Below are 23670 nucleotides of genomic sequence, written 5' to 3'. Positions count from 1 at the left end.
AACGTAGGGGCGGTCCGGTGCAAGGTCAAGGTATCTGGGTTCGGGCCAGCGCGTCCGTCACAAGATCGTGTGGCAACCACATGAGGTCGGCGTTTCGGGTCCACAATATCCCTGTGCGAACCTTACGCCCCGGGTAAATCTGCGCCAGTGCCTGCGCATAGGCCCCCATCTGACGCAACAGACCTTCGGGGCAGGTTTCGGGGCGATCGGGCACCGTTGCATTTGATTTGAAATCAATGATTTGTACGTCGGTTTCAGACACAATCAGCCGGTCGATGATCCCATGCATACGCCGCCCATTGAGGTCGGCTGTGACCGGAACCTCGGCCAGCGTGCCTGCGGCGAAAACGGGTTGCAGGTGATCGGCGGTCAGCACGGTCTGCGCCTCGGCCAGCAGGCCCTGCCGTTCGGGTTCCTGCATATCCGGCAGAACGCGGGCGCAGAGCTGGGGCCATTGGTCCCGCGCGACTGCGGGCAGGTGTTCCAAAAGAAGGTGCAGGCGTGTGCCGCGCAGCTTGGCGGCCTCCTCATCCTGACCGGTATCCCCCGGCAGCGCCTTCGCCCCGCCCAGATCAGACGGGCTGAGCGTTTCAGGCGCGGTGTCGGGTACAGCAGCGGGCGTTTGGAAATGGTCTGGCAGCGGGACCTCAGTCACCTCAGCCTCGCTATGCTCAACCAGTGGCAGGGCATCCCAATCCGCATGCGACAAGCGCCGGGTGTCTTCGTCCGGCAACTGAACGGCCCCTGCCCGCGCCATCGCGGCCTCAACCATCTGATACCAGCTGGTTCCGTCCTTGCCGACATCCCCTGCAGCACCCACAATTAACCACTTTTCCGCCCGTGTCAGAGCCACATAAAGCAATCGAAGCCGCTCATTCTCTTCCCGCGCGCGTGCCTCGGTCCGGGCTTGGGCGATCAGCGCGGGTGAGGCATCAGCAGGTACTTTCCACAGCGGTGTCCCCTCACCCACCATGATCTCAGCATCGCGCGGAGCCTGCCGTTTGCCCGTATCCGGCAGGATCACAATCGGCGCTTCCAACCCTTTCGATCCATGCACCGTCATCACCCGGATCATGTTACCGACACCGCTCATCTGGCGTTTGATTTCCAGATCGTCGGTCTGCATCCACACCAGAAACCCGGTCAGGCTGGGAATGTCCGTGCGCTCATAGGCCAGTGCCTGAGACAGCAGCGCGTTGATGCCATCCTCTGCCTCAGCCCCCAGACGGCCCAACAATTTGCGCCGCCCGTCATGGCGGGTCAGGATGCGTTCGATCAGGTCATAGGGGCGGAGAAAGTCAATCTGGCCGCGCAGGTCGTTCAGGACCTCCAGCGTGTCGGGAAAATCCTCGGCCCGGCTGCGAAGTGCGGCCCAAAGGAATTGTTCCTGCCGCCGATGCGCCAGATCAAACAATTGTTGTTCCGTCCAGCCGAACAGAGGCGATTTCAGCACGGTCGCCAGCGACAGGCTGTCCTCGGGCGTGGCCAGAAAGCTCAGCAGTGCGGCCAGATCCTTGACCGCCAGTTCCGCGCCCACTTTCAGACGGTCTGCCCCGGCAATGGGCAGGCGCAGGGCTTTGCAGGCACGGATGATCTCGGCAAACAGGTCGGACCGGCGCTGCACGAGGATCAGAAAATCCCCCGGCTGCACCCTTCGTCGGACGAAAGTACCGGGTCTATCGTCATCCTCGGGGATCGTCTCACCACGGTCGATCATGTCTTTGATCGAGTGCGCCACCTTCTCGGCCAGAATAACAGTGTGATGCCGCGCGCCGGGGCGATCGACGGGATCGGTCCAGTCACCGTCCTCGTCGTCTTCAACCTTTTCAACGACCGGCCACAGATCGACGCGACCGGGCAGATCGGATTTGAACGCGCGGTGCTGGCTGTCCTTGTGGAACCCGGCCTCAGCCCGGTTTTCGAACAGAATATCCACCAGAGACAGGATCGCGCTGGAGGATCGGAACGAGTATTCCAGCGTCGAATCCCACAGTTTAGAGCCTGATTCCGCCAGCCTGCGCCCAAATTCCTGCTGCATCCGGTCAAAGGCCGCCGGGTCTGCGCCCTGAAAGGAATAGATCGACTGTTTCTTGTCACCGACCACAAAGATCGTGCGCTCAACCCCGGATCGGGCCCCTTCCCCGCTGGTGAATTCCTGCGCCAGTTTTTCGACCACATCCCATTGGTCGGGGCTGGTGTCTTGCGCCTCATCAACCAGAATATGATCGATGCCGCCATCCAGCCGGTACAGCACCCATTCGGCCACCGCCGGGTCGTTCAGCACCTGCCGCGCGCGCAGGATCAGGTCGTCGAAATCCAGCCATCCGCGCAGCTGTTTGCGCCGCTCATATTCCGGCAGGAAGGCCGCGGCAAAGCGGTGCAAGACATGCGTCTTACGCGCTGCGACCAGCGCCAATCGCTGCTCACGCGCGGCCTCGATGCGCAACATCAGCGCCTCAAGCTGAGGCATCTGCCCGGCCAGCGCCCCTTCGCGCAGAGCTTTGGTCGGAAAGCTGTTGATCTTGGCGGTAAAGGGTTCTTTTGCCGCTTTGCCGGTCAGGAACACGCTTTCCAAAAGGGGCAGGCTACTGATCCTCGCTTCAGAAAACGCAGCCAGTTTCGCAGCCGCCTTGGCGTTGTTGCCGCCGCTTTCCGTCAGCGCAGGCAGGATCGCGCGGATCAGGTCGACCTCACCCCCCAGAAACACGCGGGCTTTCAGCGCGTCTTCGTCAAACCCGTCAGGCAAGTCGAACCGTTGCAGCAGATCGGGCCAGTCCAGCGGCTGCGCAAACAGGTTGCGTTTATGCGTGATGGCGGTCGTCAGGTTGTCGAACCCGGTATCGGTGACGAACCGCGCAACGTCTTCGATCAAACCGGCCTGAGGCCCGTCGGCAAAATCCTCAACGATTTCCTCGCGCAACAGGGCGGCGGCGCGGTCCTCCATTTCCGAGAATTGCGGGCTGACCCCGGCCTCAAGCGGAAAGCGCCGCAGAAGCGAGGCGCAGAAGGAATGGATCGTTTGGATCTTCAAGCCGCCCGGCGTCTCAATCGCGCGGGCAAACAGGGTGCGCGCCTGCGCCAGACGCTCGGGGTCGATCACACCCGGCACGCCCAGATCGGTCAGCTGCGCCAGCAGTGCATCGTCGCCCAACATCGCCCATTCGCCCAGCCGTTTGAACAGGCGGTTCTGCATCTCGCTGGCGGCGGCCTTGGTGTAAGTCAGGCACAGGATATGCTGCGGCTGCACGCCACCCAGCAACAATCGCGCCACCCGGTCGGTCAGAACGCGGGTTTTGCCGGACCCCGCATTGGCCGCCAACCAGGTTGAGGCATCGGGGCGCGCGGCTTGCACCTGCCGCTCGGTCGCATCGTTGCGGGCGGTCATTTCAACACCTCGGGGTCGGATGCGTCGGTGCGGTCCCACTCACCAAACCGGGCGAGGTGATCGTAGTCGCCAATGTCTGTGTCCTTGTGCAGCATTCGGCGGGATGTGAAGCCCTGATCAGGCTCTAAATAGGCAGAAATCAGCTCTTTCAACTCGGCCAGAACCTTGTCGGGCGGTTCTTTGGCCAGGGGGGCTGCGACCTCTTTATAGGTACCGCCCATGCCGACAAAAATGGCCTCGGCCACCGCAATCGGGTCAATCCCTTCGATGGCCCCTTGCTCGGCCATTGCAGCCTCGATCAGCAATTGTTTGTCGAACTTGGCCTGTTGGGATTCTGTCGGAGGGGTGCCGGTTTTGTAATCCACGATCCGCAAAGCGCCCCGGCTGTTGTGATCAATCCGGTCAGCCCGTCCCGCGATGGTGAAATCCAGCGGTGACAGCACCAGTTTCATTGCGGCCTCGAACGCCACCGGCCCGCCATCCCCGCGTCGGGCGGTTTCGGCGACCAGGAAATCATCCGCGATCCGTTCGAGCCGCGCCAGCCACAGCTTGCGCGCGGTGGGCCAGGCGACATGCTGATCCAATAGGGTTTCGGCCCGTTTCAGAAAGTTTTCGCGGGTCAGCAAGGCGCTGTCCAATACGCTGTCCTTGACGAAATGTTCAAGGATTTCATGGATGACGATCCCGCGCAGCAACGCATCCGGGGCCTGAACCAACGGGTCCAGTGGCCGCAGCTTCAGCACATGTTTTGCGTAAATCGCGTAAGGATCGCGGATCAGGCGTTTGATCTCGGTCACGCTGAGGCGACGCGGGCGCGACGCGATAGGCGGGCGCGGCGATGGGCGCGGCGCGGGGTCGATGCGCGGCGCGGCCTCAAGCTGTTCGGACCAGCGCAGATAGGTTTGACCCCGTGCGCGCATGGCGGACAGGGCATCACGACCACCCTGCCCCGGCAAACCCTGCAGCAGGTTCGTCAGGCGGTTCAGCCAGCGCGATGGCACAGTTTCGGCGTCATCGGACCGGGTCGCGCGGGTCAGCCAAACCTCGGGCGCGCCGACGGCTTGCTGAAAGTCATGGGCCGACAGACCAATGCGGCGTTCGGGCAGCAACAGACCGGCCTTGTCCCGCATTTGCCGGTTCAGCCAGGGGTCTGGCGCGGCGGCCTCGGGCCAGCTGCCCTCGTTCAGACCACCCAGAATCAGCAGATCGGCACCCTGCACCCGCGCCTCAAGCGTGCCCCAGATCATGATATGCGGATGCGGCGCGTCACGGTCGCGGACCTCTTCGCCCGCCAGAAGCGCGCCCAGCAGGTCGGCGAAATCGCGGGCGGTCATGGGGCCGCCATGCTGCGCCTCATCCTCCAGCGTGGTCAGGACCGACAGCGCCTTTTGACCTGCGTTCTTGTCCCAAAGCGGATTGGTTTCACCTGCGCTGCCGGTCGAGATCGCCTCGGCCAGACTGCGCAGACGTGTGACCCAATCGGACAGGGGCAAGTCCCCCGTGAACTGCTGATCGCAGAAATGGGTGATCAGCCAGCGCATCCAGTCCTCGGGCACCTCCTTTCGGATGGTGAAGGCGGTCAGGCTGGCGTTGTCGGGGAATGGTGGGCCATGCCGCCGCAAATCCAGTTCCAAATCGCGGGCGTGCAGCAGATGCGCCCCCCGGTCGTCACCACCATGGCAAAGGGGATGTTTCAGCAGGGTCAGCAGCGCCTCACCCTCAAGCCGTTTGGTAAACAGCCCGGCCACGTGGCGCAGGAACCGGCCCGGCGGTGACAGTTGCAGCGGCAGGCCCGCGCTGTCATCGGGCAGGATGTTCCAACGGTCCAGCGCGGCGCTGACCTGACGGGTGAGCATCCGATCGGGCGTGATCAGCGCGGCGGTCTGGCCGGTTTCCGCCGCCTCGCGCAGACGCAGGGCGATGGCCAGTGCCTCGGCCCGTGGTGATTGCGCCTCAACCAGTGTCAGGTCCTGGGTGGCGCTGTCCAGATCGGTCAGTTGCGGGCCTTCGGACATCCACGCGTCGGTGATTGGGGCAGGGCGTAACGCAAGTGAAATCAGACGGTTACGCGCAGGTGAGGGGGCCGGGTCATCGGTCCAGGGCTCAACCTGTCCGGGGTCCATTCCCAACCGGGTCATCAGCTTGCGGAACCGGTATTGCGGGTGATCTTCCGAGGTCAGCGCCTCATCCAGTCGGTGCCAGACGGCATCAGGCTGATCGAAATCGTACCCGGGCAGGATCAGTGTACCTTGGGGCAGGCGGGCGACGGCCTCCATCAGCATCAGGGTGGTGCCCCGCGACCCGGTTGAACCCGCAAGGATCACCGGGTGCTGCGGAGGGGTTTCCTGCCAGCGCTCAATCAGGTTTTCGACCACCTTCCGTTGTCGCGCCTGCGCATCCAGCGCATCGGGCCCCGAGTCGACAAAGTGATCCGCAATTCCGATAAACGCCTGCGCGCGGGCCCAATGGCCCGACATGTCGCTGACGTCTAACTGCCGGATCGCATCGGGCGAGACGCCTTCGCCCTGCATCTCATCAATCAGGGCGGCAAGGCTGTCGGAGAGATCAAACAGAGAGGACCGCGCCGCCAGATCGGGCTGTTGCTCCAACAGCTTGGCAATCAGCTGCGTCAGTTCCAGCCTGCGCCGCAGGGCGGGAATCGCGGGTGGAATTTGCGCAAGATCGACGCTGTCGCCCAAATCGGTCACCAGCGAGAGCCGGGGCAACAGGCAGGCAGGACCCTGGTCAAACAGATCGCGCACGCGGCGGGCCATGCGGCGGGTATTCACCACAAGCTGGACCTTCGCCAAAGCCTCGGGCGGATGCGCTGCGCTGCGCTGTCGCAGCCCCTCAACCAGCGCTTTGGGGAAATCCGAACCCGGCGGCACGGCAAAAACGCGGGGATGGGTGCTGGGCTTAAACATCCGCAATCAACCCTTCGGCCAGCGCGATCCCTTCGGGGCGACCGACATCGCACCAGCGACCGGGGTAGATGGCAGCAAACAGGCGACCCCGGCCATGTATCTGATCCCAAAGCCGATTTAACGAAAACGCCTTATCCGAAATGGTCGACAACCCTTCGGTTTTGAGGATCTGCGCGCCGCCATAGATCAGGTTTCCGCCGCGGGTGATGCGCCCTTCGGCATCGGCGGTGAAATCGCCCTGTCCCGTGTGCCCGATGGTCTGCGCGGTAGGTACGCACATCAGCAAAGCGTCCATTCGTTCAGGATCCCATGCGTTGCGCAGCAGGGTCAGGGGGTTGGGACCGGACCAGATCGCATCGGTGTTGAGGGTAATCACCGGATCAGACCCTAACAAAGGCAAAGCGGCGCGTAGCCCACCGCCGGTCTCCAAAATCTCGGGGTCTTCACGGGACAGCAGCACGCCTTTGGGGGACAGGTGTGCCTCAAGTTGATCGGGCAGATAGTGCAGGTTGGCCACCACGCGTGCCGGGCTTAGATCGTCCACCAGATCCAGCGCGTGGTCGATCAAGGGGCGACCGGCCACCTCGATCAGCGGTTTGGGGCGTGTTTCGGTCAGTGCGCCCATGCGGGTGCCGAACCCGGCGGCGAACAGCATTACGGCGTCAGGGTGTTGGGTCATGCCTGTCTGAGCCTGTCGAGGTTTTCCGGGGTCGGTGCGGGCAGGGCGTCACGCAGCAAATCTGCGACACACACCAACGCGGGATTGTCCAGATCACGCATCAGATGCGCCCATGTGGCCGGGATCAGATCGACATAGTGCGGTTTGCCGTATTCCGTCGCCAACCGGGCAAACACGCCCAGAATCCGCAGGTTCCGTTGCGCCCCCAGCACCGCATAGGCGGTGCGGAAGTCGTGATCATTCACCCCGGTTGCGGCGATATAGCGGTTGAGCATCTGCATCTCGGTCCCGGTTGAGACATCGCGGCGCACATCCTGCAGCATCGACACCAGATCATAGGCCGGATAGCCCAGCATGGCCGTTTGGAAATCCAGCAGACCCACGCGTTTAATCCCATCGCGGTCCGGCAGCCAGATCATGTTCTCGGCATGGTAATCGCGCTGGATCACCACTTTGGGGCCCGAGGTTTCCTGATGCAGAATATCCGAAAACCGGTGCTCAAACCGCTCTCGGGCATCCACGTCGTGCTGCCCCTGAACCGCCTGCGCGTATTTGGTGAAGGACAGCGCCGCCAGCTCGCTCATCATTGCTGAGTCATAGGCGGGCAGGGACAGGATCGGTGCCTTGTGCAGTGCAATCAGAACGTCTGTCGCCGCCTCATACAGCTGTCTTTCGGCCTTTGGGTTCCGTTTCAGGACACGGGCAAAAAGGTCGTCGCCCAGATCTTCCAACAGAAGGAACCCGTTTTCCGTGTCCTCAGCATAGACTTCGGGCGCGCTGAGACCGGCCGAACGCAGATGATGCGCCATGCGGACAAATGCCGCGACCGGTTCGGCCTTGCCCGGCGGGGAATCCATCAAAACCGCCGTGCGCCCGGTTTCCGGGTCAGTCAAACGCTCATACCGACGGTTCGAGGCATCACCGGCCAAAGGCGCGCGGCCTGCATTGGCCCAGGGTGTCTGTGCAATCAGGGCTTGGGCCAGCACGGTCCGGTTTGTCATGCGGCGCGCTCCAGTTTCTGGGTCCATTTCGGATCGGACCAGGACAGCGTCAAATGGCGTGTTTCCATTGTGTTAGGGTCTGCTTTCAGGTTCATCTTCAGTGAGGTGTCCGGTGTCAACGGCCCCAGCTTGTCCGGCCATTCGATCAGGCAAATGGCGGTCTCGAATGCCTCGGACAGGCCCAGTTCTTCGATCTCTTCCACCGCGCTCAGACGATAGAGGTCGCAATGCCAGATCTCGGCCTCTGGCGTGTCATAGGCCTGCACCAGCGTATAGGTGGGCGAGGGCACGTCTTCGGGCACGGTCATCAGGGATTGGATCAGACTGCGGGCGAAATGGGTCTTGCCGCTTCCGATCTCGCCCTCAAGCAAAATCACATCGCCGGGGCGCAGTTCAGCCCCGATCCGGGTGGCCAAATCGGCGGTGTCTTCGGGCGACGTCAGGGTGATTGAACGGGTGTGCAGCGTCATGGCGCCACAATGGCCTTAGGCCCGGTCGGCTGCAACCCGGTTCAGGCGCTGATCTGCTGTACCGCTCCAAGATCATCGACATTAAAACGCACAATAGTTGCGCCGTTCTGCATGGGGCTGACGATGCAGGTCAGGTCTGTGCCGTCGCGCATCTTGATATGGCCAGACCATTCCGCCCGGTTGTCGCGCATTTCGACAAAATCGCGCACTTCACCCAGCAAAGGCGTTGCGGCGCAGCGTTCCCGCCAGCGCCGTGTCACATCCAGCACTGAGTCCGGTTCAAAGCCGGTCTCATCGTTGTCGCCCCACAGCTTTTGGTAGGCGCGGTTTGTAAAGGCCAGCGTTCCGTCATCGCCAAAGACGGCAATAGCATCGGCCAGCTTGTCCAGCACCGATTGCATCAGGTCCATCTCTGACCGGAACCGGCGTGTCAGGGTAATCTCGGCGGTGATATCCTCAAACAGAAAGGCCACCGCGCCGTCGGGATGCGGGCGGCCACTGACCGAATAGACGGACCCGGATGGTAGCGACCAGGTTTCCTGATAATTCCCGTCTTCGGCCGCCTCCAGCAGGTCATTCATCTGGCTGCGCCAGCTGCGGTAATTCTTGGGTTCGGGCATCATGTGCTGATCGCGCAGCCGGTCAAAGAAACTGGACAGGCTGGGGCGGCAGCTGAGGAAATCCGGGGGCAGGGTGGTCAGGTCGATCAGCGCCGGGTTGAACAAAGCCAATTGCCGGTTCCGGTCGAAAATCGCCAGCCCGATGGACAGTTGCGCAAAGGTCTTCGTCATGGTTTGTACGAATTTGCGCTGGGCTGTTTCTGCCGCGACAATTGCATTTATATCAACCGCATAGCACAGGTGGCCTTCGGGGTGTTCGACCAGGTTCAGATCGAACCACAGCTTGTTATCGCTGTTTTCAGACGTAATCGAGATGCGGGTCTTTGCCCCCAATCTGGCGTCCCCATCTGCGCCGGTGAACAGCGGTGCGGTCAGATCGGTGTCCTGTCCGCGTACCTTTCTCACCAATGAGACATAGGCCGCGTTGCACCACCGGACATTGCTTTGGTGATCCAGCATCCAGACGGGATAGGGCGCTTGTTCCATCGCAAGGCGGATCGGGTCCTGCGCCTCAAGCCGGGCTGAGCCCGGTGCGTGGCAGCTTTGGCGCAATTGCACACGGACGATACCGTCGATCCATTCGCACAGAACGTCCCGCTCGACAGTGCAGTCGATGGCCGGAATGATCAGTGTCCCCTCACGCCGGATATGATCAGGGCCCTCGGGAAACGAGGGAAAGTCGCGCTGCAGCAGGCGGCGCAAATCCGTCCAGTTGCGGACAGATTCAAATCCTTCCAGCGCAATGTCGGAGTGGCTGATCAGCCGGTCATCGTCGAACAGAAAGACCGCATCATGCAGGGATGCCGGGGCGGATAAACCGAAATCATCACCCCTGTGTCTGCGGCGGGGCAACAGCCATTGCACCGCCAGACTGGCTGAGACCAGGCTGATTGCGGCCAGAATAATCCAGTCGACCATGCGATCCTCGGTACCTGTGTTATGGTCAGGATTTATGCGCCTTAATGGTTAACGGTGTCTTAACCCGCACCTGAGCAGATCAGACCAGAATACGCTGGTTTTCCCCTGACGGGACGGGGGTATCTCCGGTCTGGGCGTCCACCAGGTTGCGTGGCCATGTCACCAGCACAATAGCACCCCGGCGTTCAGGGTTTTCGCACAGGTTCTGATAGGGGTCCGACCCGTTGGCAAAATTCAGATCGGCACCGCTGCGTTCCAGCAGGGTCTTTGCGATGAACAGCCCCAGCCCCATCCCTTCATATTCCGGGCGGGCTTTTTGGTCTTTTTCGGCACGGCGACGGCGCATGAATGGATCGCCGATCCGGCCGATCATATGGGCCGGATAACCGCGCCCGTCATCCATGATTTTGATGATGATCTGATCGGTGGTCCATTCGGCCTCGACCCAGACATTGGCGCGGGCGAAATCCACTGCGTTCTGGATCAGGTTGCGCAGCCCGTGAATGATCTCGGGCTTGCGCAGGATCGAGGGTTGTTGCACATCGCCATCCCCGGCAGGCCCTTCGGCAAAATGGACGGTCTTGCCGCGATGGATATGAGGTTCGGCCGCCTCGTGAATAACCGTGGACAGAGGGGCCTGCCGCAGATGCAGGTCGTCTTTGCCGGCCCGGCCCATATCGCGCAGAATGTCGCGGCACCGATTGGCCTGTTCGCGGATCAGGGCCGCGTCCTCTTTCAGGTCGGGGCGGTCGTCAAGCTCTTCTATCAGCTCGGAGCTGGTCAGTTTGATCGTGGCCAGCGGTGTGCCAAGCTCATGCGCAGCGGCAGCGACGACGCCACCCAGATCGGTCAGCTTCTGTTCGCGGGCCAGGGCCATATGGGTGGCCGCCAACGCCTCGGACATGGATTGCACTTCGGAACTGACCCGGTGGGAATAAGCGCCAATGAACACAATCGCGATGATGATCGCAGCCCAGTTGCCGAACAGCAGCAACTCGGGAATGTCCAGTGCCTGTCCGGCGTCAGTGCGCAAAGGCAGATGGAATTCGGCCAACAGGGTCGTCAACACAATCGCAACCGCTCCGACAATCAGGGTTGACCGCGTGCTCATGACATTCGCCGAGATCGTTACCGGACCCAGCAGCAGAAGGGCAAACGGGTTGTTCAGGCCGCCGGTCAGATACAGCAGTATGGCCAGCTGAGTCAGGTCGAACAGCACCATCAGAAAATTCTCGAACTCGGTCAGACGCTTGTTCTGTGGAAACAGCAAAATGGCCGTCATGTTCCCCATTACCGAGACGCCGATGGCCAGGTAACACAGCGCCAGTTCCAGCTGAACGTGAAAATATTGCTGCGCCACGGTGATTGCTGTGAACTGGCCAATAATGGCCACCCAGCGCAACAGGATCAGCGTGCGCAGCCTGATCCAGCTGCTACGTTCCTGCCCGCGCCAAAATGTGATATTGGAATTGGCCATCGATCCACTATGTCCTGTTGCATCGGCTGTCTATCTTGATAGGTGTCCCGGCCGAAACGATCAACAACCCCTCTGATATCAGGATTGATGTGATGGTCCGTCTCTACGCTATTCTTGCTGCAGTTGCTCTGGCCATTGGTGTGGGGGCCATGTGGCTGCTGACACGCGGCGCGGGGTCCGACGATCAGTTTGCACAATGCCGGTCATCCCAGATCGCAGGCGGCACTGCAGCCATTGGCGGCCCGTTTGAGCTGATCAACGGCAAGGGTGAGACGGTGACCGACAAAGACGTGATCACCGAACCCACGCTGGTCTATTTCGGCTACACGTTCTGCCCCGATGTCTGCCCGTTCGACATGTCGCGCAACGCCGAGGCGGTGGATATTCTGGCCGAGGGCGGACAGTCTGTCACGCCCCTGTTCATCTCAATCGACCCGGATCGCGACACGCCCGAGGTGGTGGACGATTACGCCTTCAACCTGGGTGGCAAGACCATCGCGCTAACCGGCTCGCCCGAGCAGGTCAAGGCCGCCAGCCAGGCCTACAAGACCTATTACAAGGCCCATGACAAAAGCGACGAGTATTACCTGGTGGATCATTCCACCTTTACCTATCTCGTGACACCCGAGCAGGGGTTCATCGAATTCTTCAACCGCAATGACACCGCCCAGCAGATGGCGGACAAGGTTGGGTGTTTCCTCGACAAGCTATGACAGATTTGACCTTTGGCATGGCGCTGCTATTACTCATGTCAGGCCAAAGGCGTGAAATAGCAGAAAGAACAGACAATGGCGGACAGCTCGGACCTGGTTATCGGCGCGGATAAATCCCTGCTTCTGGTAGATGATGACGAGCCGTTTCTGAGACGTCTGGCCAAAGCCATGGAAAAACGCGGGTTCGAGGTTGAAACAGCCGGGTCCGTCGCCGCGGGCCGCGCCATCAGCATCGCCCGCCCGCCTGCCTATGCCGTGGTTGACTTGCGGCTTGAGGATGGAAATGGGCTGGATGTGGTCGAAGTACTGCGAGAAAAGCGCCCCGACAGCCGGGTTGTGGTTCTGACCGGATATGGCGCCATCGCCACCGCTGTGGCTGCTGTCAAAATCGGCGCAACGGATTACCTATCGAAACCCGCCGACGCCACCGACATCACCAATGCGCTGCTGGCGAAGGGCGACGAACTGCCCCCTCCGCCGGAAAACCCCATGAGCGCCGACCGCGTGCGCTGGGAGCATATCCAGCGGGTCTATGAGCTGTGCGACCGGAACGTATCCGAGACCGCCCGCAGGCTGAACATGCATCGCCGGACCTTGCAGCGGATTTTGGCGAAACGCAGCCCGCGGTGAAAAATAGTCGCTAGCGACGGTGCTACAATTTCTCGCCAAATCGTCTCCGGAAACAGCGTTAGAGCGCGTAGGCGCCTTGGTTTGGTGTTTGACCGCTCTGTTCGGCTTGGCTTCTGTTTCCGTGACGGTGTTCAACGCGTTTGACAAACCGTGGACATTTGTCGGCGTGGCGGCAAGTGCGTTCGGATTGATGTTGTGTGCTGCCCTTTGTGTTGTCGGTGTTTTTCACGGGATGAGCGCTATCTTTCCCAGCTTGTTGAAACACGAACGCCAGCGGCCGTCATTGCAGGTTGTGAATGTCATAGAGCTACAAGCCGACCGTCTTAAATTTGCATATCGTCTTTGGGGCTTGCTAACGCTGATGGTCGTGATCCTGAGAGGATTCTATTTGCTGATTTCGAACGTCTTTTAGATACACATCCGCTTATCTCATGTCACAGCTTCGTGACTTGCACCTCTGTGCTCTGAGCCCAAGTGTTTGCTTCGAGAAAACACTTAACAAAACAGGAACCCCAAAATGATCGGCTATGTGACCATCGGCGTGTCGGATATGGAGCGCGCCAAGAAATTCTATACGGATCTGCTCTCAGATCGGGATGCCAAGGTGACGCTGGATGCGGGTCGTATTGCGTTTATCGGAAATCAGCCGAACGCCCCGATGCTGGCGGTGTGCGAACCCTATGATGGCGAGGCTTGCGCGCCGGGCAATGGCACGATGGTGGCTTTTGCAGCCGACTCGAAAGAACACGCGCAGGCAATGTATGAAAAAGCGATCAGCCTGGGTGCCTCGGACGAGGGTGAGCCCGGTCAGCGCGTTCCCGATGTTTTCTACGGGGCCTATGCCCGCGATCTGGACGGCAACAAGCTGTGTTTTTACGTCTTCGGCTAAAGCTCGGCCAATAGGGCTGCATGCCTTTCTGTATACGCCCGCCGAACCTCGACCGGTGGGCGTAACACGATGTTCAACCCCTCCATCACGGCCTTGTCCGGACGGCCAAAGAACTTGGACGCCTCGGCCTCGGAAAAGCCCGCGATCTGGGTGGCCTCCATCCAGGCGCTGATCCTGTCGGCCTTTTTGATCTGACGTTTGATCGTTTTCGGCACCGCAGCTGGCAAGCCAAACCGGATGTGGATTGCCGCCGCCAACCGATCATCCAACGCGCCATAGTCCGGGCCGACGGCGGATTTGACCGGAGAGATCATATCTCCGATCACGTATTCGGGGGCGTCGTGTAACAAAGCGGCCAGTCGCCATTTGACCGGCGCTTTGGGGGCGATGCGGCCGAACAGCTCTTCGACCAGCAGGGAATGCTCGGCCACGGAATAGGCGAAATCCCCCGCCGTTTGGCCATTCCAACGGGCGACAAAGGCCAATCCATGCGCGATATCTTCGATTTCGATGTCCACAGGGGTGGGGTCCAGCAAGTCCAGCCTGCGGCCAGACAGCATCCTTTGCCATGCTCTGGTTTGTGTTGCCATTATGCCATGCCCCGTTTCAACAGCCGCGATTGTGCCGCGATTTTGTGATATGGTTTACCCGTCAAGATCACCGGCTGCCAACTTTTTCTTGAGCATTCGTGCTTTGAACAAGGGCGCGGTGATACCGACATCAAGTGCTGAGGGGGGCGCATGCTCCTCCCGGTGTGCCCCTCTCGGAACGTAACGCGTATCGAAAGGAGCTTGCTATGTTCAAGCGTTTGTTTGGAATTGCCCTGGCCTTTGGAATGGCCGCCACTGCCCCTCCGGCTTTTGCTCAGCAGCAGAAATGTGCGCAGCGTGAACATGTGATCGCCAAATTGCAGGAAAGCTACTCGGAACAGCTGGCATTTGGTGGATTGCAGAAATCGCGCAGCGGACAATCGGTGATGGAGGTTTGGACCTCTGAGGAAACGGGAAGCTATACCGTTTTGGTGACCCATGCGAACGGCCTGAGTTGTATCGTCGCCGTTGGCACCGACTTTTTCGAAGCGATCCCCAAGATCAAGGTAGAAGGCACGCCCAGCTAAGAAGGGCGGCATAAAATCCCGTTTCCGGCCATCTGCGTTGCCACGTCCCCAAAGGGATGTTAGGGGCAACCCGGACCAAGATTTACCGGAATGGAGTACCTGATGGCCGGGGACTATATCGTCAAAGACATTTCATTGGCCGGTTTCGGCCGCAAGGAACTGGATATTGCCGAAACCGAGATGCCGGGGCTGATGTCCCTGCGTGCGGAATATGGCGACAGCAAGCCGCTGGCAGGGGCGCGCATCGTCGGTTCGCTGCACATGACCATCCAGACTGCCGTTCTGATCGAAACGCTGGTTGCGCTTGGCGCGGATGTGCGCTGGGCGTCGTGCAACATCTTCTCAACCCAGGACCACGCTGCCGCCGCGATTGCAGAGGCTGGCATTCCCGTCTTCGCCATCAAGGGCCAGACGCTGGAAGAGCATTGGGATTACCTGGACAAATCCTTCCTGTTCGAGGACGGCCCGAACATGATCCTGGACGATGGCGGCGACGCGACGCTGTACATCCTGCTGGGCGCGCGCGCCGAAGCGGGTGAAGACATCATCCCCGTTCCGGGCTCGGAAGAGGAAGAGGTGATCAAGAAGCAGATCGCCAAACGCATGGCAGCAAGCCCGGGCTGGTTCACCAAGATGCGGGACCAGATCCAGGGCGTGTCCGAGGAAACCACCACCGGTGTGAACCGTCTGTATCAGCTGGTAAAAGACGGCCACCTGCCGTTCCCGGCGATCAACGTGAACGACAGCGTCACCAAGTCGAAGTTTGACAACAAATACGGCTGTAAGGAATCGCTGGTCGACGGTATCCGCCGCGCCACCGACACCATGATGGCCGGTAAGGTCGCTGTGGTGTGTGGTTATGGTGATGTGGGCAAAGGCTCGGCGGCGTCGCTGCGTGGCGCGGGTGCCCGCGTGAAAGTCACCGAAGTTGATCCGATCTGCGCCCTGCAGGCCGCCATGGACGGGTTCGAGGTGACACTGCTGGAAGACGAAGTCGCATCGGCGGATATCTTCATCACCACCACCGGCAACAAGGACGTGATCCGCATCGAGCATATGCGCGAGATGAAGGACATGGCCATCGTCGGCAATATCGGTCACTTCGACAACGAAATTCAGGTGGCCAGCCTGAAGAACCACAAATGGACCAACATCAAGGAACAGGTGGACATGATCGAGATGCCCTCGGGCAATCGTCTGATCCTGCTGTCCGAGGGTCGTCTGCTGAACCTCGGCAACGCCACCGGTCACCCGTCGTTTGTGATGTCGGCGTCCTTCACCAACCAGGTTCTGGCGCAGATTGAGCTGTTCACCAAGGGTGACGAGTACGAAAACGACGTCTACATCCTGCCCAAGCATCTGGATGAAAAGGTTGCCCGCCTGCATCTGGACCGCATCGGCGTGAAGCTGACCAAGATGGACAACGAACAGGCGGCCTATATCGGCGTGAAACCCGAAGGCCCTTACAAGCCCGAGCATTACCGCTATTGATTGCGGAACGGGTATGACCAAACGTTCAGGACGCCGCCGGTTCACGCAACTGGCGGCGTCTTTCTTTTCGATCATCGTATTTTTATTTCTTGTTGGGTCCGGTGGCTATCTGCTGTTGTCGCACCCGAACTCTCCGGTCCCTGACCACTGGAACCCGTTTCGGGATCTGTCCGTGTCCGCGCCGGTCACACCTGTCACAGCGTATCAACTGAACCGGGCGCTGGCGGATGAGCGGCTGTGCCGAGCAACGCTGTCGAAGGCAGGTGTCGCGTTTTCGCAGATGGACGATCTGGTGGTTGACCAGAACTGTGGCATTGCCGGGCGGGGTCTGCTGTCCGGACTGGTTCGCGCGAATCTGCGGGGGGTTGAGACCCGTTGCACCACAGCGCTGCGTTTGGCTATGTGGGAAAACCATGTGGTTCAGCCCGCCGCGCGCGATGTGTTGGGCACCGAAGTCAGCGCCTTGCGGCATCTGGGCAGCTACAACTGCCGCCGCATGCGCACCACGCAGGGTGCAAATAGCGGTTGGAGCAGCCATGCAACGGCGGATTCGATTGACATTATAGGTGTGGAACTGGCCGATGGGCGCGCGCTCAGCCTGTTGCGGGATTGGTCCACGCCGGGGACTGAGGCGGATTTTTTGCACCGGATCGGGCAGGGGGCCTGCGACTGGTTTCGTGTGGTGCTGGGCCCAAATTTCAACCGCCTGCACGCGGATCACTTCCATCTGCAAGGCCCCGGTTGGGGCTATTGCCGATAGGTGTCCCGGCCCCGCATCGCAGGGCCGGGAGGTCGCTTAGCGTCCGCTGACCGCGTCCGACAGCGATTTGAAGCGAACGATCTTGTAGATCCCCTTGGAGGCATCTTCGCCATTGTTCAGAACGGGTGAGCGGTGCAACTCGTTGATCGTGGCGTAGACATATCCATCCGCACCGATCGAGAACCCGTCCGGCCAAGGCAATTCATCATCAGACTGGAACAGCACTTCATAGCTGCCATCCGGCTTGGTGACACCCAGCGCATTGTCGGTCATCGCGGTGATATAGACATTGCCGCCGGTATCCACGGTTGACCCATCCGAGATTGGCTTGTCGCCATAGCGTTCAACCTTGGCCTCAAGATCGGCATCCGACAGGCTTTCGTCCAGCAGTGCGGCGGTCGGAATGCGATACATCGCGCTGGCCGTCATCGGGGCGAAATAGACCCATGTATTGGTCGGATCGACGGTGATCGGGTTGATGCCGATCTTGGCCGGATTGCCGCCCAGCGTAATCTCGCGCCCGTCTATGACCATCGGCGTATCTTCTGGAATTGTATATTTCGACCCCTCCAGAACCCGCCGCGCGCGCCCTGTCTCCAGATCGACAACGATAATGGCCGAGTTCTGACCGTCACCCGTATCCGAGATGTAGATGGCCCCATGATCGCGGTCCACGGCCAGATCGTTCAGGAACGAGGTCGGGCGTGCGACAGGTGCGCCGATATAATGGATCGCATGAAGTGTCTCGGTATTGGTGTCCCAGCCGACAACGCGCCCGGTCTGGTTTTCGCCCTGACCGTCCAGCATCCACAGGATACCATCGCGGTCGGCCCGCAGGCCCAGAACACCGTTCAGCCCATCCGCGTCATCGTTTGGCGCGCGGGCCCAGTCCTCGGTCGGGTAAGGCTTGGTTGACCCGTCCGGCATCACCTCAACCACCCGCAATTCGGGGCCGTAGAATTCATGCACCGACATGAACATGCGCCCATCCGGACCAATGGCCAGATTGCCCGGAGGCATGGCCTTTTCAAACTCAAGATAGGTTTCCAACTCGGCCGCCGCGGCGGGCAGAGCCAGCGCAAGCGCGCATGTGGCTACGTAAAGCGATTTCATCAGGTCCTCCTCTGGCAATCTCAGAGCAGATACCATTTGAAATTTTTCACGATAACTGGCTCAATTCTGAAACCAGTGTTAGGATTTTTCGAATGTATCACATGAATGATCTGCTGACTTTTGTCTCGGTCGCAAAAACCGGTGGGGTTGGATCGGCGGCCAAGGCGCTGGGTATTTCTGCCGCCACCGTCAGTCACCGTATCACCAAGCTGGAAGAGGTGTTGAACCTCAAACTCTTCCACCGCAACAGCCGCAAGGTGCAGCTGACCAACGAAGGGGTGATCTTTCTGGATCGGATCGAACCGGTTCTGGCCGACCTGCGCGAGGCCGAACTGGACGCTGGCAGTGGTACAGGTGCCGTGCGGGGGCATTTGCGGGTCACGCTGTCGCCGTGGATACTATCACGCTTTGTGATGCCGCTGATGGATGGGTTTCAGACCCGTTACCCGGACCTCTCGGTCGAGTTTCTGGCCGTGGACCGCTATGTTTCGCTGGTGGATGAAGGGATCGACTGCGCCATTCGGGTGGGGCAGATGGCCGACAGCACCCTGCGCGCCCGCAAGCTGAGCGACAATGACCGCATCATCTGCGCCGCCCCGTCTTTTTGTGAAAAACATGGCCGCCCTGCATCGGTTGAGGATCTGCGGCTGATGCGCTGGGCCTGCCTGCCCTGGCAAACCCGGATTGATTTGCGGGATGGGCCAAATCGGACAGCGCAATTTTCCATCCCGCGTGGTATCGCCGTGTCAAACTCGGACATGTTGACCGAGGCGGCGGTGCAGGGTCTGGGTCTGGCGGTCAAATCAAGGCTGGCGGTTCAGCGTGAGTTGGAGAACGGCACTCTGTGCGAAATCATGCCCGGTATCTTGCGATCCCCGGACGCGCCGATTTCATTTGTGCATGCAGGCAACGCGACGCCCGGACGCAAAGTCAGGGCGTTTTCCGAACTGGCCAGCCTCGCGTTTCAACCCCGGCCTGACGCACGGAAATCCGCTTAGTGGGAAAATTCGGGATTTTTCCCTTTGTTGAATGTCTGCATGTGACTAACCTGCCTGCACCTTTTTGAAGGTTTGGACAAACGCAGCCTGGGCTGCACTATTGGAGTGTATTTTATGGGTAAACGCGACGAGCTGATCGCCAAATATGCAGAAGATCTGAAAGAAAAATGCGGGATGGACGCCGATATGGACCTGCTGACCAAGGTCACCATCGGCTGTGGCCCGGCGATTTATGATGCCGACGCGTCCACCGTTGCAGCCACGCAGGAAGGAGAACTTGAGACCGTCAAGAACAACTTTCTGATCAAGAAACTGGGTCTGTCCGACGGTCCGGCACTGGATGAAGCGATCCAATCGGTTCTGGAAACCTATGGTATGTCCGAACGCAACAAGTATCGCGCCGTGGTCTATTACATGCTGACCAAACATTTCGGCAAAGAATCGGTCTACGGCTGAGCCCGGTATAAAACGCCCGCGCTCCCTACGCGGGCGTTTTCAATTTTAAGCACTTGGCATTTGAAGTGCTGGCCAGATTTCGCTTAGTGTCACAGTGTGACCAGGACGGTCAGAACCAGAGATTTCCATACGCGTGTGGTGAGTTGGGAGCACGCGGGGGTAGGGAAGGTTCTGCATCCGTCGGAACCTTCCCTTTTTATTCAGGATCAGTTTCGCCCAAAGCGCAGATCACCTGCCATTCGGCGTCGCCAACCGGTTGCACAGACAGGCGAGAGTTTCTGACCAGCGCCATCTCGGCCAACCGTTCATCGGCCTTGATCTGATCCAGCGTGACGGGTTTTGAGAACGCCCGCACCGCCTTGATGTCCACGCAGTCCCAGCGGTCATCATCGGTGGTGCTGTCAGGATGCGCCTCGGCGCAGACCTCGACAATGCCCACGATCGCCTTGTCTTTTTGCGAATGGTAAAAGAACCCGCGATCACCAATGGCCATCTGACGCATGAAGTTGCGCGCCTGATAGTTGCGCACGCCGTCCCATTCTTCGCCCGCATCCCCCTTGGCCACCTGCTGGTCCCAGCTCCAGGTTGAGGGTTCGGATTTGAACAGCCAATATGCCATCAGCCGATGACCTTTTTCCACGCGATCAGGTCGACGGACTGGAACAGACCTGCCTTGGCATAGGGATCATTGTCGGCCCAGGTTTGGGCGGCGGCTATGTCCTCGACTTCAAGGATGATCAGCGAGCCGATCATGGCGTCGCCGTCCAACAGCGGACCCGCCTGCGCAACAACGCCGGTTTCCTCAATATAGGCCAGATGGTCGGCGCGGTTGTCCAGCCGAGTTTGCAGCGCGCCGTCCTTGTCACGGGCGATGAGGGCGATGAGCATGTTATTCCTCCTTCAGGGGTCGGTTGAGCAGGGTTTCGATGGCTTGCGCGACGCTGTATGCGCCGTGGCTCAGGTCGGCGACGGTGGCGCTGATGGGCATGTCCAGCCCTTCGGCCTTGGCGATGTCGGCCATGGCGCGCGCGGTGGCGACGCCTTCGACGGTCGTTGTGGTGTCAAAGTCCCGATTCAGACCCAAACTCAGGCCAAAACGATAATTTCGCGACAGCTCAGATGAACAAGTCAGCACCAGATCGCCCAGCCCCGATAGCCCCATCAACGTTTCGGGCTGCGCCCCGCGCATCAGGGCAAAGCGCTGCATCTCGGCAAATCCGCGGGTCATCAGGGCCGCGCGGGCGCTGTCACCCAACCCCGCGCCAATGGCCGCACCGCAAGCAATGGCCATAACGTTTTTCAACGCGCCCCCCAGTTCAGCCCCGATCACATCGGTGGTGCGATAAAGGCGCAGGTTGGCCGTTGTCAGATCGTGCTGAAGCCCGTGCGCGTCATCGGCGCAGGCCAACGTCAGCGCTGTGGGTAGCCCGCGCGCAATGTCATCGGCAAAGCTGGGCCCGGTTAGCAGCGCCGGGCGCGCGTCAGGAATGGTCTGCCGGATGACCGAGATCGGCCCCAGCCCCGTTGACAGCTCAATCCCTTTGCAGCAGGCAACCAGCGTTTTCCCGGCCAGCACATCGGCATGATCGGTCAGCGCCCCGCGCAGTTTCTGCATAGGAACTGAGATCAGCAGTGTCTCATTTTCCGCCGCTTGCGCGATGTCAGAGGTCACCGTGATTCCGTCCGGCAGGGGCATATTCGGCAGGCGCGCGGCGTTCTCGCGCATGTTTTGCATCAACTGTGCCTGTTCTGCATTACGTGCCCACAGTGCGACCGGCCCATTTCCAGCCAGCGAGATCGCCAGCGCGGTGCCAAATGCGCCGGACCCAAGGACAGAAACGCTCATGCCTTGGCCCCTTTTTTGCCGCCGCCCAGCATGGCGGGGCTGGTCTGGTCCAGAGGCCAGCGGGGGCGGGCCGTCAGGTCCAGACCGTCGCGGGCACCGGCGCGAAACCGCTCCATCCCCGCATAGGCGATCATGGCCGCGTTGTCGGTGCACAGCGCCAGGGGTGGCGCGGTGAAACGAGTACCCTTTTCCGCACAAACAGTCTCTAACGCGGAACGAATCGCAGTATTGGCCGCAACACCCCCGGCCACGGCGATCACCGGGTCCGAGGGGTTTTCGTCCAGATATCGATCAATCGCACGGCGGGTTTTCACGGCCAGCGTGTCGACGATGGCCTGCTGAAACCCGGCGCAGAGATCGGCGCGGTCCTGACGGGTCAGCCCGCCTTTTTCAGCAACAACTTGATCACGCATCCGCATCAGCGCCGTCTTCAAGCCCGAAAAGGACAGATCGCATCCGGGTCGATCCAACAGCGGGCGGGGAAAGCGGAACCTTTCGGGGTCGCCGCCTTTCGCCTCGGCCTCAACAGACGGGCCGCCGGGTTGCGGCAGGCCCAGCAGACGCGCGGTTTTGTCAAACGCCTCACCCGGCGCGTCATCGATGGTGCCGCCCAGGCGGGTGAATTGTTCCGGCCCATGAGCGATCAGATATTGGCAATGGCCGCCTGACACCAACAACATCAGGTAGGGAAAGGCGATCCCATCGGTTAGGCGCGGCGTCAGTGCGTGCCCCGCCAAATGATTCACCCCGATCAGGGGCAGACCGGTTGCCGCACTGATCCCCTTGGCGCACATGACACCGGACATCACGCCGCCGATCAGGCCGGGCCCGGCAGTGACCGCTATCGCATCGATTTCGTCCAATGTCAGAGCCGCATCCTGCAGTGCCTGCACCACACATGTGTCCAGCTTTTCGGCATGTGCGCGGGCGGCAATCTCGGGAACGACGCCGCCATAGGCGCTGTGCAATTCGGTCTGGCCATAGACGACCGACGACAGCACCTCGGCCCCCGACCCTTCGGTCTGGCGCACAACGGCGGCGGCTGTATCGTCACAGCTGCTTTCCAACCCGAGGACGGTAAGTGTTTGCACCATTGGCCTGATCCGTTACACCATGATTGACAAGCGGGGTATCACCCTGCGCGGACGCAAACAATCCCAAGGCGGAAGGCGCCGATCGTTGTATTTGTTGATGACTCGCCCGCGCGCGGCCTCGGAACGGTTTGTCGCGACGCTGCCAACCCGTACCAGATCGCGGGTTGAGGTCATCTATTCCCCGATCCTGGAAATCAAACCTCTGCCGATCTCAGTCGATACCACAGGTGTGCGCGGATTGATCTTCACCTCGGCCAACGGCGTGAATGCCGCCGTGTCGATGAACCTGTCGCGGGACATGCCGGCATTTTGCGTGGGTCCCGCCACCACGGGCACGGCCCAGGGTGCGGGGTGGGATGCGCAGATGGTCGGGGCCACCGCAGAGGAGTTGGTGGCGAACCTGCTGAAGCTCAGGCCCGAAAGCCCGCTGCTGCATTTGCGGGGTGAGCATAGCCGGGGCGATGTCGCCGCCCGCCTGACCGAGTCGGGCCTGACCGTGCGCGAGCAGGCGGTGTATCAGCAACGCCTGTTACCGCTGACACCGCAGGCAAGGGCTACTGCAGATGGCAATTTGCCGGTGATCGCGCCTTTGTTTTCACCCAGAACGGCGCGACAATTTGCCGATATCTGGACCGGATCGGCGCCCTTGTGGCTGGCTGCAATCAGTCAGGCGACCGCCGAACCCCTTAATTCACTGGACTACGCCCGGCTGAAGATTGCCAAAGAGCCGACGCCCAGGAAAATGCGGAAAGCAGTTAAAAAGCTTGTGAAACACGCGATGCGGGTTGAGGGCAGCGAGACCACCGACTAACTTAGACGAGCCTGTTATTCTTGTGAAATTGGATTCGATAAGGGGAATACTGCGGTGGCTCGTAAGAAAAAATCCGAACAAAAGCCGGTAGAGGACCCCAAAACCGAGGAAACGGTTGAATTCACATCGCAGCGGGAAGAGGCGTCGCTTGACGCCGCCGCACCCGTAGAAGAGGCCCTTTCCGAAGCCGAAGCCGAAGCCGAAGCCGAAGCCGAAGCCGAAGCCGAAGCCGAAGCCGAAGCCGAAGCCGAAGCCGAAGCCGAAGCCGAAGCCGAAGC

General features: G+C 60.5%; 23 protein-coding genes and 1 pseudogene. 11 read left to right on the top strand and 13 right to left on the bottom strand.

Annotated elements, in window-relative coordinates; genetic code table 11:
- Window positions 1-25: 25 nt before the first annotated feature.
- From addA to regB, 7 genes are all read right to left on the bottom strand, one after another.
- Window positions 26-3385, bottom strand: coding sequence for a double-strand break repair helicase AddA (gene addA / locus ACRZ94_RS10260; RefSeq protein ID WP_480797274.1), 3360 nt, complete (start codon window positions 3383-3385; stop codon window positions 26-28).
- Entirely contained in the window at window positions 3382-6309 is a 2928-nt protein-coding gene (gene addB / locus ACRZ94_RS10255) for a double-strand break repair protein AddB (protein ID WP_480797273.1), read from the bottom strand. The genes addA and addB overlap by 4 nt, the downstream gene beginning before the upstream one ends.
- Window positions 6302-6988, bottom strand: coding sequence for a nucleotidyltransferase family protein (locus ACRZ94_RS10250; protein ID WP_480797272.1), 687 nt, complete (start codon window positions 6986-6988; stop codon window positions 6302-6304). Before ACRZ94_RS10250 ends, addB begins: the two co-directional genes overlap by 8 nt.
- Entirely contained in the window at window positions 6985-7989 is a 1005-nt protein-coding gene (locus ACRZ94_RS10245; RefSeq protein WP_480797271.1) for an aminoglycoside phosphotransferase family protein, read from the bottom strand. The genes ACRZ94_RS10250 and ACRZ94_RS10245 overlap by 4 nt, the downstream gene beginning before the upstream one ends.
- Window positions 7986-8459, bottom strand: a complete 474-nt coding sequence (gene tsaE / locus ACRZ94_RS10240; protein WP_480797270.1) for a tRNA (adenosine(37)-N6)-threonylcarbamoyltransferase complex ATPase subunit type 1 TsaE — start codon at window positions 8457-8459, stop codon at window positions 7986-7988. Before tsaE ends, ACRZ94_RS10245 begins: the two co-directional genes overlap by 4 nt.
- Window positions 8460-8500: 41 nt before the next feature.
- Window positions 8501-9997, bottom strand: coding sequence for a PAS-domain containing protein (locus tag ACRZ94_RS10235; RefSeq protein WP_480797269.1), 1497 nt, complete (start codon window positions 9995-9997; stop codon window positions 8501-8503).
- A gap of 79 nt (window positions 9998-10076) precedes the next feature.
- Window positions 10077-11474 (bottom strand): sensor histidine kinase RegB, encoded by a 1398-nt coding sequence (gene regB / locus ACRZ94_RS10230; RefSeq protein ID WP_480652943.1) that lies wholly within the window; start codon window positions 11472-11474, stop codon window positions 10077-10079.
- 92 nt (window positions 11475-11566) lie between these two features.
- Between regB and ACRZ94_RS10225 the strand changes: the two genes are divergently transcribed.
- From ACRZ94_RS10225 to ACRZ94_RS10210, 4 genes are all read left to right on the top strand, one after another.
- Window positions 11567-12187: an SCO family protein gene (locus tag ACRZ94_RS10225; protein ID WP_480652941.1), complete on the top strand. Its 621-nt coding sequence runs from the start codon at window positions 11567-11569 to the stop codon at window positions 12185-12187.
- Between the two features lie 75 nt (window positions 12188-12262).
- Complete coding sequence (locus ACRZ94_RS10220; protein WP_480652939.1) at window positions 12263-12817, top strand: ActR/PrrA/RegA family redox response regulator transcription factor; 555 nt, start codon at window positions 12263-12265, stop codon at window positions 12815-12817.
- Between the two features lie 88 nt (window positions 12818-12905).
- Window positions 12906-13229, top strand: a complete 324-nt coding sequence (locus ACRZ94_RS10215) for a hypothetical protein (RefSeq protein ID WP_480797268.1) — start codon at window positions 12906-12908, stop codon at window positions 13227-13229.
- A 105-nt stretch (window positions 13230-13334) separates the two neighbouring features.
- A complete protein-coding gene (locus ACRZ94_RS10210; protein ID WP_480652936.1) occupies window positions 13335-13706 on the top strand; it encodes a VOC family protein in 372 nt (123 codons plus the stop codon).
- Here ACRZ94_RS10210 and ACRZ94_RS10205 read toward each other — a convergent pair.
- On the bottom strand, window positions 13703-14296 hold the full coding sequence (locus ACRZ94_RS10205) for an HD domain-containing protein (RefSeq protein ID WP_480652934.1): 594 nt from the start codon (window positions 14294-14296) through the stop codon (window positions 13703-13705). The two genes, ACRZ94_RS10210 and ACRZ94_RS10205, sit on opposite strands and share 4 nt — an antisense overlap.
- A gap of 206 nt (window positions 14297-14502) precedes the next feature.
- On the opposite strand from ACRZ94_RS10205, the gene ACRZ94_RS10200 reads away from it, so the two are divergent.
- The 3 genes from ACRZ94_RS10200 to ACRZ94_RS10190 all read left to right on the top strand — a co-directional run bounded on the left by ACRZ94_RS10200 (window position 14503) and on the right by ACRZ94_RS10190 (window position 17074).
- The gene (locus ACRZ94_RS10200) at window positions 14503-14823 is read left to right on the top strand and encodes a hypothetical protein (protein ID WP_480652932.1); all 321 of its coding nucleotides are present in this window, start codon (window positions 14503-14505) and stop codon (window positions 14821-14823) included.
- A gap of 102 nt (window positions 14824-14925) precedes the next feature.
- On the top strand, window positions 14926-16314 hold the full coding sequence (gene ahcY / locus ACRZ94_RS10195; RefSeq protein ID WP_480797510.1) for an adenosylhomocysteinase: 1389 nt from the start codon (window positions 14926-14928) through the stop codon (window positions 16312-16314).
- 13 nt (window positions 16315-16327) lie between these two features.
- Window positions 16328-17074 carry an extensin-like domain-containing protein gene (locus tag ACRZ94_RS10190; RefSeq protein ID WP_480797267.1) on the top strand — a complete coding sequence of 249 codons (747 nt, stop codon included), beginning with the start codon at window positions 16328-16330 and terminating at the stop codon, window positions 17072-17074.
- Between the two features lie 36 nt (window positions 17075-17110).
- Here the strand turns inward: ACRZ94_RS10190 and ACRZ94_RS10185 are convergent, their stop codons facing one another.
- Window positions 17111-18187, bottom strand: a complete 1077-nt coding sequence (locus tag ACRZ94_RS10185) for an L-dopachrome tautomerase-related protein (RefSeq protein ID WP_480797266.1) — start codon at window positions 18185-18187, stop codon at window positions 17111-17113.
- 92 nt (window positions 18188-18279) lie between these two features.
- Here ACRZ94_RS10185 and ACRZ94_RS10180 point away from each other — a divergent pair, with 92 nt between their 5' ends.
- Window positions 18280-19185, top strand: coding sequence for a LysR family transcriptional regulator (locus ACRZ94_RS10180; RefSeq protein WP_480797265.1), 906 nt, complete (start codon window positions 18280-18282; stop codon window positions 19183-19185).
- Between the two features lie 114 nt (window positions 19186-19299).
- Window positions 19300-19641, top strand: coding sequence for a DUF2853 family protein (locus ACRZ94_RS10175; RefSeq protein WP_480652925.1), 342 nt, complete (start codon window positions 19300-19302; stop codon window positions 19639-19641).
- 196 nt (window positions 19642-19837) lie between these two features.
- On the opposite strand, the gene ACRZ94_RS10170 is transcribed toward ACRZ94_RS10175, so the two are convergent.
- From ACRZ94_RS10170 to tsaD, 4 genes are read right to left on the bottom strand one after another with little or no spacing between them, the layout of a single operon-like run.
- Window positions 19838-20260: an EVE domain-containing protein gene (locus ACRZ94_RS10170; RefSeq protein WP_480652923.1), complete on the bottom strand. Its 423-nt coding sequence runs from the start codon at window positions 20258-20260 to the stop codon at window positions 19838-19840.
- Window positions 20260-20529 carry a YciI family protein gene (locus tag ACRZ94_RS10165; protein ID WP_480652921.1) on the bottom strand — a complete coding sequence of 90 codons (270 nt, stop codon included), beginning with the start codon at window positions 20527-20529 and terminating at the stop codon, window positions 20260-20262. Before ACRZ94_RS10165 ends, ACRZ94_RS10170 begins: the two co-directional genes overlap by 1 nt.
- A 1-nt stretch (window position 20530) precedes the next feature.
- On the bottom strand, window positions 20531-21487 hold the full coding sequence (locus tag ACRZ94_RS10160; RefSeq protein ID WP_480652919.1) for an NAD(P)H-dependent glycerol-3-phosphate dehydrogenase: 957 nt from the start codon (window positions 21485-21487) through the stop codon (window positions 20531-20533).
- Window positions 21484-22581, bottom strand: a complete 1098-nt coding sequence (gene tsaD / locus ACRZ94_RS10155) for a tRNA (adenosine(37)-N6)-threonylcarbamoyltransferase complex transferase subunit TsaD (protein ID WP_480797264.1) — start codon at window positions 22579-22581, stop codon at window positions 21484-21486. Before tsaD ends, ACRZ94_RS10160 begins: the two co-directional genes overlap by 4 nt.
- A gap of 97 nt (window positions 22582-22678) precedes the next feature.
- Here tsaD and ACRZ94_RS10150 point away from each other — a divergent pair, with 97 nt between their 5' ends.
- A complete protein-coding gene (locus tag ACRZ94_RS10150; RefSeq protein ID WP_480797263.1) occupies window positions 22679-23392 on the top strand; it encodes a uroporphyrinogen-III synthase in 714 nt (237 codons plus the stop codon).
- Between the two features lie 54 nt (window positions 23393-23446).
- Window positions 23447-23670: pseudogene (locus ACRZ94_RS10145) on the top strand (hypothetical protein); the annotation flags it as partial.

The organism is Ruegeria sp. CH10 (genome assembly GCF_056537125.1).
The sequence above is the reverse complement of the archived record's forward strand: the minus strand, read 5'-3'. Positions and strand labels throughout refer to the sequence as shown.